The sequence below is a fragment of the Sphaerimonospora sp. CA-214678 genome (genome assembly GCF_050942215.1).
Lineage (GTDB): Bacteria > Actinomycetota > Actinomycetes > Streptosporangiales > Streptosporangiaceae > Sphaerimonospora.
In genome coordinates this window covers 117,189-129,533 of record NZ_CP192057.1, presented here as the reverse complement: position 1 = coordinate 129,533, position 12,345 = coordinate 117,189, and the positions used below count along the sequence as shown (strand labels likewise).

The 12,345-nt window shown below is 69.8% G+C and carries 15 protein-coding genes; 7 read left to right on the top strand and 8 right to left on the bottom strand.

What is annotated here, in order from left to right:
- The first annotated feature begins 36 nt into the window (after positions 1 to 36).
- From ACQP1K_RS29275 to ACQP1K_RS29255, 5 genes are read left to right on the top strand one after another with little or no spacing between them, the layout of a single operon-like run.
- The gene (locus tag ACQP1K_RS29275; RefSeq protein ID WP_433501730.1) at positions 37 to 222 is read left to right on the top strand and encodes a hypothetical protein; all 186 of its coding nucleotides are present in this window, start codon (positions 37 to 39) and stop codon (positions 220 to 222) included.
- Positions 222 to 2,090 carry a nucleotidyltransferase domain-containing protein gene (locus ACQP1K_RS29270; protein ID WP_433501729.1) on the top strand — a complete coding sequence of 623 codons (1,869 nt, stop codon included), beginning with the start codon at positions 222 to 224 and terminating at the stop codon, positions 2,088 to 2,090. Before ACQP1K_RS29275 ends, ACQP1K_RS29270 begins: the two co-directional genes overlap by 1 nt.
- Complete coding sequence (locus tag ACQP1K_RS29265; protein WP_433501728.1) at positions 2,087 to 3,166, top strand: hypothetical protein; 1,080 nt, start codon at positions 2,087 to 2,089, stop codon at positions 3,164 to 3,166. Before ACQP1K_RS29270 ends, ACQP1K_RS29265 begins: the two co-directional genes overlap by 4 nt.
- Entirely contained in the window at positions 3,166 to 3,942 is a 777-nt protein-coding gene (locus ACQP1K_RS29260) for an SDR family NAD(P)-dependent oxidoreductase (RefSeq protein ID WP_433501727.1), read from the top strand. The genes ACQP1K_RS29265 and ACQP1K_RS29260 overlap by 1 nt, the downstream gene beginning before the upstream one ends.
- A 20-nt stretch (positions 3,943 to 3,962) precedes the next feature.
- Positions 3,963 to 4,484 carry an NUDIX hydrolase gene (locus tag ACQP1K_RS29255; protein WP_433501726.1) on the top strand — a complete coding sequence of 174 codons (522 nt, stop codon included), beginning with the start codon at positions 3,963 to 3,965 and terminating at the stop codon, positions 4,482 to 4,484.
- On the opposite strand, the gene ACQP1K_RS29250 is transcribed toward ACQP1K_RS29255, so the two are convergent.
- The 8 genes from ACQP1K_RS29250 to ACQP1K_RS29215 all read right to left on the bottom strand — a co-directional run bounded on the left by ACQP1K_RS29250 (position 4,410) and on the right by ACQP1K_RS29215 (position 11,126).
- Complete coding sequence (locus ACQP1K_RS29250; protein WP_433501725.1) at positions 4,410 to 5,114, bottom strand: hypothetical protein; 705 nt, start codon at positions 5,112 to 5,114, stop codon at positions 4,410 to 4,412. The two genes, ACQP1K_RS29255 and ACQP1K_RS29250, sit on opposite strands and share 75 nt — an antisense overlap.
- Before the next feature lie 651 nt (positions 5,115 to 5,765).
- Positions 5,766 to 6,191 (bottom strand): hypothetical protein, encoded by a 426-nt coding sequence (locus ACQP1K_RS29245; RefSeq protein WP_433501724.1) that lies wholly within the window; start codon positions 6,189 to 6,191, stop codon positions 5,766 to 5,768.
- Complete coding sequence (locus tag ACQP1K_RS29240; protein WP_433501723.1) at positions 6,188 to 6,457, bottom strand: type II toxin-antitoxin system ParD family antitoxin; 270 nt, start codon at positions 6,455 to 6,457, stop codon at positions 6,188 to 6,190. The genes ACQP1K_RS29245 and ACQP1K_RS29240 overlap by 4 nt, the downstream gene beginning before the upstream one ends.
- Before the next feature lie 99 nt (positions 6,458 to 6,556).
- Positions 6,557 to 7,027 carry a single-stranded DNA-binding protein gene (locus ACQP1K_RS29235; RefSeq protein ID WP_433501722.1) on the bottom strand — a complete coding sequence of 157 codons (471 nt, stop codon included), beginning with the start codon at positions 7,025 to 7,027 and terminating at the stop codon, positions 6,557 to 6,559.
- An 84-nt stretch (positions 7,028 to 7,111) separates the two neighbouring features.
- Positions 7,112 to 7,294 (bottom strand): hypothetical protein, encoded by a 183-nt coding sequence (locus ACQP1K_RS29230; RefSeq protein ID WP_433501721.1) that lies wholly within the window; start codon positions 7,292 to 7,294, stop codon positions 7,112 to 7,114.
- A gap of 363 nt (positions 7,295 to 7,657) precedes the next feature.
- On the bottom strand, positions 7,658 to 8,815 hold the full coding sequence (locus ACQP1K_RS29225) for a DUF932 domain-containing protein (protein ID WP_433501720.1): 1,158 nt from the start codon (positions 8,813 to 8,815) through the stop codon (positions 7,658 to 7,660).
- A 96-nt stretch (positions 8,816 to 8,911) separates the two neighbouring features.
- Positions 8,912 to 10,522 carry a ParB/RepB/Spo0J family partition protein gene (locus ACQP1K_RS29220; RefSeq protein WP_433501719.1) on the bottom strand — a complete coding sequence of 537 codons (1,611 nt, stop codon included), beginning with the start codon at positions 10,520 to 10,522 and terminating at the stop codon, positions 8,912 to 8,914.
- Between the two features lie 142 nt (positions 10,523 to 10,664).
- A complete protein-coding gene (locus ACQP1K_RS29215) occupies positions 10,665 to 11,126 on the bottom strand; it encodes a single-stranded DNA-binding protein (RefSeq protein ID WP_433501718.1) in 462 nt (153 codons plus the stop codon).
- 546 nt (positions 11,127 to 11,672) lie between these two features.
- On the opposite strand from ACQP1K_RS29215, the gene ACQP1K_RS29210 reads away from it, so the two are divergent.
- Positions 11,673 to 12,005: a DUF6247 family protein gene (locus tag ACQP1K_RS29210; protein WP_433501717.1), complete on the top strand. Its 333-nt coding sequence runs from the start codon at positions 11,673 to 11,675 to the stop codon at positions 12,003 to 12,005.
- The gene (locus ACQP1K_RS29205) at positions 12,006 to 12,251 is read left to right on the top strand and encodes a hypothetical protein (RefSeq protein WP_433501716.1); all 246 of its coding nucleotides are present in this window, start codon (positions 12,006 to 12,008) and stop codon (positions 12,249 to 12,251) included.
- Positions 12,252 to 12,345: the final 94 nt, after the last annotated feature.

Below are 12,345 nucleotides of genomic sequence, written 5' to 3'. Positions count from 1 at the left end.
CATGCCAACAGCTCGGCCGCTGAGTATTGGGCGCCGATGAACTACCTGATGATCTACTTCCACCGGGTCGGCCAGGAAATCCGCTCGGCCGTACCCACCCCCGCGGACGGCGACCGGGTCGAACCGGCCGACGGAGCCGGCCCCAGCGGGCGGCTGAGCACCCTCACCCGCGACTGGGCGACCTTCCGCACCCACACTCTCCACCCCGCCGGGAGGCCGTGATGCCTGACGCCCCCTTGCCCGCCGTGGCCGTCAGCGGACCCGACAATGTCGGGAAGACCACCCAGGTCAGGCTCCTCACCCGTCGCTACGGCACCTGCGATCTCGGCCCACTGGACGGCTATGACACCCGGTGGGCGGAGGCGAAACGTCAGGGCCTGGCCGCGTGGTGGTTCCACTCGGCCTCGATCGGTGAAGTCGTGGACGTGCTGGCGTGCTCCTACCTGACACGCGCGGCCGCGGCCCGGTCCAGCCCACCGGGCCAGGTCCTGCTGCTGGACCGGGGCATGAGCATGCTCGGCGCGTCCGTCGCGGCCACCGTGGCCGCCCGAGACGAGGTTCCGTTCCCGGTCGCCGCCGATCGGGCGGCCCGCCTGCTGGCGCCGTACGCGTCCGACATCGCCAAGGCCCATCACGCCGAACGGGAGGTGCTGCTCCTGCATCACGCCGACCCGCTGCGGGGCGCCGAGGTGGCCCTGTCTCGCGAACGCGCCGTCACCGACGTCTACCGCCGCTACCAGGTCGCTCTCAATGAGCACCTCCACCACCGCCCGCACGACACCCCGATCGTCGTCGGCGACCGGTCGATCATGGCGGTGCACGGCGACCTGTGCGCACGGCTGGAACAGACATCGATGCCGATTGCTCAGCCTGTCATCACCCAGCGGTGGACTGTCGCCCTGGGAGGCATGTCGGAGAGCGGCAAGTCCACCGCGGGGGAGTACCTGCAGCACGAGCACGGGTTCGCCCGGCTGAAAATCGGCTACTTGCTGGACTGCGCCGCCGCCCGCCACCGCATCGCCGACGTGTACGCCCTGCCGCCGGTCGAGCTGGCCGAGTTGCTGGTGCTGGAACTCGACCGGTACGCCGCTGCGCACCACTACCAGCGCCACCTCAGCATCGAAAGCCTGCACAGGGCCGACCTGACACGGGAGCTCGGCAAGCTCCTCGGCCCGGCGCTGACCGTGGCATATCTTCACGCGTCCCCGGACATACGGTGCCGACGCGGCAACCGAGGTCCCGGCGACGTCGTCCAACGGGACACGATCAAGCGGGAGCGCGGGGCCGACCGCGTCCTCGGCATAGCCGATTTAGTCATCGGCAACGATCGCTCCCGCACTGAGCTGTTCCACGCGCTGGACCTCATGGTGCGGCGGCGATTGTGGCCCGACCGCAGCCCCCGGCGGATCATTGTGCCCGACTTGGGGTTGCCCGCCCATCTCGCCGGTTTCCTCGACAGCATGCTGGCAGCCCTCACCAGTCCCGCTCCGTACGTGCAGATGATCGCGGTGACGGGGTCCGGCGGCCGAGGTGAATTCCGCAGCGGGTGGAGCGACCTGGACGTGCTCCTCGTCGCTGACCCTGCCGCTACACCCCGCATCGCAGCGGCCCTGCGGCAGGAGCGTGACCGGCTGGATGGCGTCAAGCTCGGCCTCAGCGTGATCACACCGGGGGAGATCCGTGCGGGCGCCCTGACCTCTCGCCTGCTGTACGCGATCACGTCGATCACGGCCGGGGAGGTGCCGGTGCTGTGGGCTGTGCCGGGGTTCCGCCTTCCCCACCCCGACGGCCGAATGGTCGCCGCTCGCAACCGGCACGAGGGCGCGACCGCGGCGTTCGGCCTGCGGCGGGCCCTGCTGGCCTACCCCATCGACATCCGCGTCGTGTACAAGACGGCCGCGCTGCTGGCGAAGATCGTGCTGCGGTGCGAAGGGCAGGTGCAGCCCAGCGACGCCGATGCGCTTGAGGCGTTCGCCGAATTCGCCGGCCTGCCGGCCCCGGCGGACCCGTGCGTCGACTCGGCAGCGGCCCTCTGGCTCGCCGAGCAGGTGCTGCGGTGGTGGCTGACCGGCGTGGAGGCCACCTCGTGACCCCCAAGATGGCTGCAGCACTCCCGATCGCCGATCCTGCCGGTGGTTTTGCCTGCCACGCCGACGGCACGTTCCGCAAGACCATGCCGCTGAAGCGGGCACACCGCGAACTGGAAGGCTGGCGGTCCATCAGAGGGCACCTACCGGTGGCAGCCCTGCTGGGTGGTCATGCCGCACCCGGCGGCCGCCGTACCCTGATCTACGAGGACGTGTTCGCCACCGGGCGGTGCACCCGCCTGCTGGCTGACGTCATCGCCGACGCCGACCGCGACCCCGCCCAGGCGCCTGCCGCGACAGCGCTCGTCGACGCGATCTGCGACAACTGGGCCCAGGCCGCCACCACCACCGGCCGCACCGCCCCGATCGGACAGTGCCGGCCGGGGCTGTACGCCGCCAGACTCGCCCCCGGTGGTCGCCTCGACACCTGGTACGGGCGTATGCCCCCGATCGTGGTCGACACCGGTGCCGCCACGACCACGGTGAACCTGCCCGCCCGGCTGGCCCGGCTCCGTACCGATCTGGCCGCAGACAGGCGATGTCCGACCGCGGTCACCCAAGGTGACCCCACCGAGCCGAACATCGCCGCCCCGATGCGCTGGCTCGACTACGAACACGCGGGGCGTAACGCGCTGGCTGGGGAGGCGGCGACCCTGCTGTGGTACTTGCTGGCGATGGGCGGCTGGCTGGTGCCCCGGTACAAGCCGGTGACCTACGCCCGCACCGTCCACGCCCCCGGACGGCCGCTGCCACCCGCCGTGACGTACCTGCACGTCCAGGACGGGCAGGTGCACATCGCCGCGCAGGTGCGGGCGGGCGTCGGGCGAAACGCCGCGATCGCCGCGCTGCTACGGCGCCTGCACGGCGACATCGGCGAGCTGATCTGCGGCCCACACCGCGATCCGCTGGCCGCCATGCGAGCGTGGCTTGCGGTACGCATCCTCGGCGTCATCCCGATCACCCGGATGACCTACCCGGACGCAGCCGTCTGCCTGCTGAAACTCGTGCAAGTGCTCCACTCGGGCACCCGACTGGACGACTTCGCCGCAACCGACCAATCCTCTCCCCGGGAGCAGTGATGGACAGCTCTGTCACCCGCCCTCTGGACGGCCAGGTCGCCGTTGTCACCGGCTCGGCCACGGGAATCGGCGCCGCCATCGCCGTGGCGCTCGGCCGTACCGGCGCCAGCATCGTGATCAACCATCCAGGGCATCAGGAGTACGAAGCACTGGACGTGGCCGCTCGTGTGCGGGAGGCGTGCCGCACGGCCGTCATCGTCAAGGCCGATCTCACCCGCCCCGGCGAGGTGCGCACTCTGGCCGATACGGTCCACGAACAACTTGGCCCGGTCGACATCCTGATCAACAACGCCGGCGGCTACCCCCGAACTCCCTGGACCGACCTCGACGAAGACGCCTGGGAACAAGCACTGCACCTCAACCTGACCGTGCACTACCGGTGCGCGAAAGCATTCACCCCCGGCATGGTCACCCGACACTGCGGACGGATCATCAACATCGGCTCGATCACCGCCCGGGCCGGCCGAACAGGACTGGTCGCCTACGCCGCGGCCAAAGCCGGCCTGATCAGATTCACCCGATCACTCGCCCGCGAGCTCGGCCCCTACGCAATCACCGTCAACACCGTCGTGCCCGGACCTATCGAGGTGGAGCGGGAAACCACGCTCCCTGCCAGTGACCGGACACCACCGGACACACAGGTGGCACGCCAATGCATGGAACGCAGAGGACAGCCGGATGATGTCGCCGGCACGGTAGCGTACCTGGCAGGGCCCGAGGCGTCGTTCATCACCGGCCAGTCTCTGCACGTCGACGGCGGCTGGCTCCTGCACTGACCGGAAGGACCGTTGTCCCCGTGAAGGAACGCGTACGAGGCATCCTCATCACCCCGGGCGGACGCCTGCTGACGATCAAACGTGTCCGTCCCGAGGTGGACCCGTACTGGGTGCTGCCCGGCGGCGGAGTCGAACCAGACGACGCCACCTTGGAAGTAGCACTGCTCCGGGAGATCGACGAAGAGCTCGCCGGACAGCCCACCATCAACGCCCTGATCCATATCCTGGAGACCGACGAGGAGCGGCAATACTTCTTCCTCGGCCGGATCGAATCATGGGATCCCGACCGACGGACCGGGCCCGAGTTCGCCGACCCGTCCCGCGGCCAGTACGTCGTGGAGGAAGTGCCACTCCATCCGGCGCACCTGACCCGGATCGCGCTGAAGCCCGAGCCGATCGCGCACCTGCTCACCGAGAACGCCTCGCAGTTGTTCCACCTCACCGACCTGAGGCTCATCCGCGGAAAATCAGGGCCGTTTGGCCAGCAGATCGACCACGTCGCTGTGGTGCTGGATGTAGGCGGCCAGCTCCGGGCCGAGTAATCCGGCTACCCACGCCAGATCGCTCATCCGACGGGCCACCGGGGCGGCCAGCAGCGGCTCCCAGTGCGCAGCCCGGTTGCGCAACTCGTGCAGGTCACCGATCTTCCGGTCGACCACCACCCGACTCGTCCGCGCCGGGAAGGCCCGGTGCAGGTATGGAACCCACAACGTCTTTTCGTGCGCGGCGGAGGAGAGGTACCGCCACAGGCCCAGCGGCAGCTCCGCGATGATCTTCCCGGGCGGCGCGTGCACGCCGTAGCGGTTCCGCGCGGCGTCGATCGCCTGGCGTGCCTTCTCGTTGACGTCGACGCGACGAGTACCGCGCCGGCCGCCCTTCTTCGTGCGCAGCAGCGGAGCTCGCAGCGGGCTGGCCGGGTCGTCGAGCCAGTGCGCCGCACCCGCACCCGACCAACTCGCATCCAGCGCCGCGGCGTAGGCGTTGCGCAGCGCGACCTCGAAGTGCCCCAGGTCGTGCAGCACGGCGCAGGACAGTGCGCTGTTCCACTCGTACAGCTCCAGCGCTCGGCCACGGTCGCCGGCCTCCTCGGCCAGATACACCCCGTAGCGGGCTGGGCTGAGCCAGCCCTCCACCCACGGACCGGTGCCGGGGAACGGGGAAGCGTACGCCACGCTGTATCTCCTTCGGGTTCGGGTGGGTATAGTTACTCACGACAAGCCCCGGTGGACCGCTGATCTTCGGATCATGTCGCCGGGGCTAAGCCATTTCCGGGCCCGGTCACCACCACATCGCCCGCGCCCACCTGTCACGGCTGCCGAACGACTTCGGCCGCCGGCAGCCTGAGACATGTAAGCCCGGGCTCTATCGTCGCAAGACGATCCCCAGGGCACAGGCTTTTTTGGAGCCAGCCTCAACGGCGCCCGATATGTCGGTCAGCCTCAAGGGCACCTGCCGTTCAGCACGAATTCCTGAGCACAGTGGCGCCCCGATCACGGATTATCCTGCATCCCGCTCCGCCCATGACCTGGGCGTCGTGGCGCCCGTATCCTCCCCGGCATCCACTGTGTTTCCGCCCGCCGGCCACGGCCCTGGTCGGTTGGGGGAAAACGACGGTGGCAGCGCCCTCGAACGAGGCGCACGCCACGTCACGTTCTGTCACGCTGTGTGGTGTGCTGCCGGCGTATGTGGACAAGATCTATACCCGCGACCGCTACGGGCCTGACCCCGAGGACGCCCCTGGGGACGATGCCGAGTGAGGGCGGGCATCGCCTGGGCGGATGAGTCGTTCCAGGAGCACGACACGACCGGCATTGAATCGAAGGCTACTCGTCGGGGTCGGCGATTTCCGCGACCTGCACCCCATCCAGCTCCAGCTCCGACCAGCGGCCAGCGTCCAGAGTGAGGATGTCCACGCCATCCCGCCGGGCCAGCACCATGGTGTGCGCGTCCTCCCAGGACCGCTTGTCACTCAGCCGCGCGGCGGCCTGTCCGAGCTCGAGTGCGTCGTCGAACCCGCCCAGGGCCCCGTACGCCCCATGGTCCAGCCGGGCGATGCCCCGCACCGCCGGCAGGAACCCGCTCTCGTCGCTGCCACCCATCTCTGCGGCCACCGCCGCCACCACAAGCGCCGGCACCACCAGCTGCATCCCGTGCTCGTCCAGCTCGAACAGCATCGTGATCAGCGGTAGGTCCCCCCGCGCGATCTCCGACACCACGGTGGTGTCCAGGACGTACCCGCGAGGGGTCATCCAGCGGCCCCCAGGCCGGCCTGCTCGCGCTGTGTCAGCAGGTGGGCGGTCATACGCCGTACCTTAGCCGTGGCCGCGGGGTCCGAGCGGACCGTCTGCACCGCGGTGCGCACCGCGGCGTCGGCCTCGCGGTCGGCCTCGGCCTGCCGCGCCAAGGCGGCGTTGACCACGGCCGACACCGACCGGGCCCGGCCGGCGGCCACCTCGGCGTTGGCGTACTCGAGCAGGTGCTCCTCGATGGTCACGCTGACAGGCTTCGTCGTCATACGATAACCATACGATGTTTCCCTGGTGTGCGTCCTCTCTTCCCGGTTCCGCCCTGCCGCGAGGGGACCGTACGAGACGGTACGGCCACCGCGCTGCGATCAGAAGCCAGGGGCGCCGACGGTGGCGGTGGTGGTGGTGGCTGTTGGGATCGGCGTGACGGGCGGCCACGGATCCTGCTGGGGGATCTGGGCGGTCTGCTGGCCGCGTTTGACCTTGGTCACTTTCGCGATGGCGAAGCGGAGGGCGGGGCCGATCTCGTCGACCTCGATCTCGTAGACGGTGCGCTTGTCCCCGGTGTCGGTCTCGTAGCTGCGCTGGCGCAGGCGGCCCTGGACGATGACGCGCATGCCACGCTGGAGGGACTCGGCGACATGTTCGCCGAGCTCACGCCAGGCGTTGCAGGTCAGGAAGAGGCTGCCGCCGTCTTTCCACTCCCCTGTCTGGCGGTCGACGTACCGCTCGTTGGCCGCGATGCGGAACCGTACGACGGCCTGGCCGCTGTTGGTGAAACGGAACTCGGGGTCGTCGACGAGGTTGCCGACGATGGTGATGGCGGTCTCGTTGGCCATCAGATGTCCTCCTTGGACCGTGATCGGGTGGGGATCGGGACGGGACGCGCGGGGGCATTGGGGCCCCCGCCCGCGGGGTGGTTCCTAGATCTCTCGGCTGGCTACAGCCGCCAGGCGGTGGGCCTCGACGGCCGCGGTCACGCAGTCGTGGCAGATCAAGGTCCGGTCGGCGCAGCGGAACAGCTGCTCGATCGGGGTCGTCTCGCCGCAGCGACCGCAGCCGGTGAGGTCGGTGAGCTGGAGAGGGAGGTCGAGGGTGAGGTTCATGCCTGCTCCTTTCGCCCGGACTCCTGTCGGACGTCCGCGTCGTGTTCTGGTGAGGGAGGGCACGCAGGCGGAAGGGAGGAAGGGCAACCGGGCGGCGCCGTATGGGCAAGATGTTTTGCCGCGGGCGGGTTCGATGCGCGGGTGCGGGGTGGAGCCGACTTTCCGCGCGGCAAAAGATCTTGAACGTGCGGGGCGAGCGCAGCGAGAGCCGGGTTGCGTGGACGACCGGGCCTGCGAGACTGACCGGCCAGAACACGAAGCGGGGGCCTCGCCGGCGCTGGGCGAACGGGCCGGGCGGTGAACCTCGCCTGCGGCTACACACGGGTCCTCACCCCGAAGGAGCCCGCGCGAGAGCGGTGAAGGTCAGGTGCCGGTGGCGGCCAAGTGCAGGGCGCGCAGTGCCTGGCCTTCCATGTCGTGGGCGGTGTCGGCGTCGTCGATGGTCCGGGCGACGCTGGTGACGGCGTGCATCACACCGCCGGCGGTCAGGTCGCCGCCGCGGATGAAGTGCCGCAGGATGTCGCGCTGCTGTTCCTCGGTGAATCGCAGCTTGGTGGCGACCGTCTGGATGGTCTTGTCCGGGTCGGCAAGCTCGGCGCCAGCGACCTCGGTCAGCTCGCGGATTTTGGCCTTGACGTAGTCGATGTCCAGGAAGGTGGTGATGGCGTCGCGGGTCTTGGCGGTGATCAGGGCCAGGTTCTTGTCCTGGGTGTCGCCGCTCCAGCGGACGATGCCGCCGTCGCCCTCGTCGCCGTCGAGGCGTCCGCCGAGGTGGACGTGGCGGTGGGCGTCGGCGTTGATGGTCAGGCCGTTGTTGCAGACCTGCACCAGCAGTCGCGGGGTGACGGTGAACGCGCCGCAGCCGGTCTCGCTGTTGCTGATCACGAATCCGGCGAACACCAGCGGGTTGTCAGCGCCGGAGACGCCGGTAAAGGGGCTGCGGTAGTTGCGGAGCAGGTCGGGGGCCAGTGCGGCGACCTGCTCGCACACCACACGGACGTACATGCGCCGTTCGGTCAGGTCGCAGCCGTCGATGCGGACGTCGACTCCGGCGAGCCGTACCCCGTCGAGTGCGGCCATGAGGACGTCCAGATTGTCGATGATCTTGTAGCGGTCCGACAGGAACGCCCGGGCGACGCCGACCCCGTCGCCGGTGCCGCGCAGCGCGCGTACGAGGAAACGGCGGTCGTCGGTCTCCAGCCAGCCGTTGACGTTGGCCTCGTACAGGCCGGGCCGTTCGGCACGCAGTCGCCGCAAGTACGGCAGGGGGATGCCGAGCTTGTCGGCCAGGCCCTGGTCGCAGATCTCCGTCGGCAGGTACAGGCCGGTGCTGGCGGTGACGCCGGAATCCGACAGCACCGGCGGGGTGTCGATCAGTTCCAGGTGCGTACCGACAGCGCGAATCTGCGCGGCGCCAACCGGAACATCGACCTTGCGGGCGTGCTGGTCGCGCAGCAGCGCGTGCAGGTCGCCCAGGTCGGCGTTGCGGGTGGTGAGCGGAACGGGATAGACGATGGTCATCAGGAGTCCTTCCGGGTGATAAGCGGAAGGCCCGGCCTGGTGAGGCCGGGCCCGTAGGGCGTGTCTGGACGTTCGGCGCGCGCCCTCGATCGTGAGTCAGGCCGCCGCCGAGTACGGCGTGCCGTCGTCGGCGTCGCAGTCGGTTTCGGGGTCAACCCAGGCGTCGACGTCCGTCGCGGGCTCGCTGCCGTTCGTCTCGGCCTCATCGAACGACCGGCTGTCGACGTCCGCGCCGCCGACCGACGAGTCGAGCTCCGGCTCCCCATCGACGGGGGCGTCACCGCGGTACGGCAGACCGTCGATGATCGCCTGCTCGATCGGGGTGGGCGGGTAGCCGAGTTCGGCCAGCAGGGACAGGTACCTCTGGGCGTCGGCGCGGCCGACCGGGCCGGATCGGTCCTGCCGCCAGGTGTATCTGGCTGTGTCCGGGACGGTCAGCTGGTGCTCGTAAGCCACGGCGATCGGTGCCAGGGCCAGCAGCGGCAGCCGTCCCGGCCGGACGGTGGCGGCACTCTCCACGCGGAAGTTTCCGGTGAGGGTGGCCCACAGCGGGCTGTGCCGGGCAGCGGTGAGCTTGTCACGCAGCGGATTGGGCATCTCCACCAGCTGCCGGGCGACCCAGGCCAGGACCGGCCTGGGTGCGGTGGTGCGGGCCAGCAGGGCGGCTACCCATTCCTGGCGTACGACGGCACTGGCCTTCCACGCCCGGTTGCCCTCGATGACGAGCCTGCGCTCAAGGTCATCGGCCTTGGCCGGTTCGGCCGTGCCAGTCACCACGGGAGATGCCGGTACGGCGTGGCCGTGCTGATCCGGGGTGGTGCAGTAGGCCACCGGAGTGGTCTTGTCGAACGAACGGAAGTACACCCCGTGCCCACCGCAGGTGGCGTGCGTCTCGGGGTCGAAGCCGTCGACGGCGTCGGTCAGGCGGGCGAGCGTGAGCGCGCCCGGCGGAAGCTGCTCGGTGACGGTAATGCCCGACTGTTCCAGCTCGGCCCGCAGCCGAGCGTGCTCGGCGGCCTCAGCCCGTTCGGTGCGGACGCGCTCGACCACGTAGCGGACCTTGCCTCCCCAGCGGAGCCGCTCGTGGATCTCCGCGAGGCCCTCTTCGTCGCCGTCGAACTCGGCCAGCAGCGCCAGGTCCTCCAGCGTCCACTCATAGTCCATCTGGCGGGCGGCCTGCCGAGCCTGTGCCGAAAGGCCACCGACAGTGAGAGCCTCGCTGATCTGCCGGCGGTTGCGGCCGGTGGCTCGCTGGAGGCGGGTACGGCTCGCGCCGGCCTGGTGCGCCTCGAACAGCGCCTGGGCCTGCTCGAAGGCGGTCAGCCCGCGCCGGTAGTCGTCGTCGTTCTCCACCACCATGTCGATGAACTGGCCGGCACGGTCGCCGGCCTTGGCCAGGTCGATCAGGCACAGCAGGCCGGGCAGTTCCGTGCTGCGGGCGGCTGCCAGGCGCCGGTTGCCCTTGGTCACCCAGAACCGGTAGCTCTCCTCCCCGTCGGCCCGCTCGTGGTCGGCGGGGATCGGGATGACGTGCACCGGCACCTGCTGCTCGGCGGCAAGCGACTGGCAGAAGGCCTCCGTCAGCGCGAAATCGGCCCGGACGTTGTCCGGGTGGTGGTCGAGAAGGGCGAGTGGGATCCGGACCAGGCGCAGACCCTCGGCCTCACCCAGGTCGGTCTCCCCCTCGGGGACGGTTGTCGTGGACACTGCGGACTCCTTTCGAAATGGCGGTACAGGACAAAAAGGGCAGGCAGAGCTGTACAACACGGCCTGCCAGCGGCGGGAGGAGCGTTTGCGAACGCGGAGCCGTACGAGCGGCCCGGTGGCGCGGGCCGCCCGCAGGAGGAGGTCAGCCGGCGAAGGAGGCAGCGGGCTCCTCGGCGGCGACCGCGGAGGCGCCCTGGGCCAGACGGCGCGGCGAGGCGTCGACCGGCCAGTCGGCGGTGCCCTCGTGGACCGGGCTGTAGCGGGAGGCCAGCCCGAGATTGGCGGCGATCACCTTGACCGTGGCCCGTACGGTCGGCTTGCCGGCGCGGTCCCGGGTCTCATACGTGCGCGGGATCAGGTCACAGCCCTGGGCCATGATGAGCTGGCCCTTGCGGTACGACTCCTGCGCGCGGATCGCCGCGACACCGTAGACGACGACCTCCACCCGGCGCGTGGGGATGTAGGTCGAGCCGTCCCGGCGCGGCGTGGGAGGCCCGTTGACCTCCAGCACCGCCGACCACATGGCCGGCGCCTCGTGATCGGACGGGAAGAATCGCGGGTCGTAGGCGATCCTGCCGGTAAGGCTGATGTGGATGTCGAGCACGGGTCCCCTCCCCCTCGCCGTGGCACTGCCGCCACACGGGTTTCTTGCGTCCTTGACCGGAGGGGGAGCTGTTTCGGCGGCTGCCCCGTCCCGGCGAAAAGGCAGACGGAGCGACGGTGTGACCGGACCCGCAACCCGGGTGCTGGTGGCCGTTGAAGATGTTTTGCGCAGCAAAAGATCTTCAACGGCCACCACTCGCCCACCGCAGCCCGCAGCCGAGCGCGGGCGAGAACCCGGGTTGCGGGGACGGGCTAAGCCGGCGCATAGTCGGCCGCCGGGATGGGGTGCCGCCTGCGGCCACCCGGCCGGGATGCGAAGGCCCCGATCCCCGGCCACGCCGAGAACGGGGGGAGCCGTACCGACCTGTCAGTACCGGTGAGACCGCCGCCCATCGGTGCGCCGTGCCTGCGCGTTCGCCGGTTCCGGGCCGGGCTGACATGTCGCCCTCGTCCACGCCTCCGGCGGTCTTCCCGGCCCCCGCGTGGATCTTCGCCGAAGATGTCGTCTCGGCTCTGTACTCTCTATAGGCGGGGAAGGGAGCAGGCCATGACCGCGCAGCCGTACGACTTCGTGCCGGGCGAGACGCCGTTGCCGGAGAAGAACCTGCGAGCCATACGTGGCGCCCTGGTCATCCCGGAAGACCGCGAGGCCTTCGATGCCGGGCTGAAGGCGGTGCTCGACGAAGTGCGGGTCAGCCTCGAACTCGGAGCACTGAACGCGTTCGTGCACCGGTGGTGGATCTCCGCCTGCGACTCCGTACGGGACCCCGAAGGCCGGCGGCAGATGCACGACCGGGCCGAGCAGGTGCTGTCCGGAGGACCCCGTCCCGAGGGCAGGCCGTGGCGCGAGATCCTTGCCGCTCGCGGAATCAACGCTTAGGTGTACCAGCTCATCGTCGATCCGGTCGCCGAAGAGCAGATCGCCGCGCTACCGGACGAGGCGCTGCGCCCGCTCGCGGAGTTGTTCACTCTGCTGGAGACCGCTCCGTGGAGCGGGGAACCGTACAACCGGGCGAAGCCGAGATCGAACATGCTCACCCACACTTTCGGCGAACGCGGCCTCGCCACCTACGTCGTCCTCGAAGAACAGCGTGAGACCCTCCTCGTCCGCCTCGAATGGCCCTGACCGGCAAGACAGAGCCGACCATGCCCACGCATCCTCATCGGGCCGAGGCACGGGCGAACGCCTGAGGAGATCCGCATGCCGCTCCACGACGACC

Bases quoted from the DNA above. Each gene is read 5' to 3' on its own strand.
- ACQP1K_RS29275 (WP_433501730.1), top strand. From the start codon at position 37: ATGAACTACCTGATGATCTACTTCCACCGGGTCGGCCAGGAAATCCGC.
- ACQP1K_RS29270 (WP_433501729.1), top strand. From the start codon at position 222: ATGCCTGACGCCCCCTTGCCCGCCGTGGCCGTCAGCGGACCCGACAAT.
- ACQP1K_RS29260 (WP_433501727.1), top strand. From the start codon at position 3,166: ATGGACAGCTCTGTCACCCGCCCTCTGGACGGCCAGGTCGCCGTTGTC.
- ACQP1K_RS29245 (WP_433501724.1), bottom strand. From the start codon at position 6,191: ATGACCCCTCGCGGGTACGTCCTGGACACCACCGTGGTGTCGGAGATC.
- ACQP1K_RS29240 (WP_433501723.1), bottom strand. From the start codon at position 6,457: ATGACGACGAAGCCTGTCAGCGTGACCATCGAGGAGCACCTGCTCGAG.
- ACQP1K_RS29235 (WP_433501722.1), bottom strand. From the start codon at position 7,027: ATGGCCAACGAGACCGCCATCACCATCGTCGGCAACCTCGTCGACGAC.
- ACQP1K_RS29230 (WP_433501721.1), bottom strand. From the start codon at position 7,294: ATGAACCTCACCCTCGACCTCCCTCTCCAGCTCACCGACCTCACCGGC.
- ACQP1K_RS29225 (WP_433501720.1), bottom strand. From the start codon at position 8,815: ATGACCATCGTCTATCCCGTTCCGCTCACCACCCGCAACGCCGACCTG.
- ACQP1K_RS29210 (WP_433501717.1), top strand. From the start codon at position 11,673: ATGACCGCGCAGCCGTACGACTTCGTGCCGGGCGAGACGCCGTTGCCG.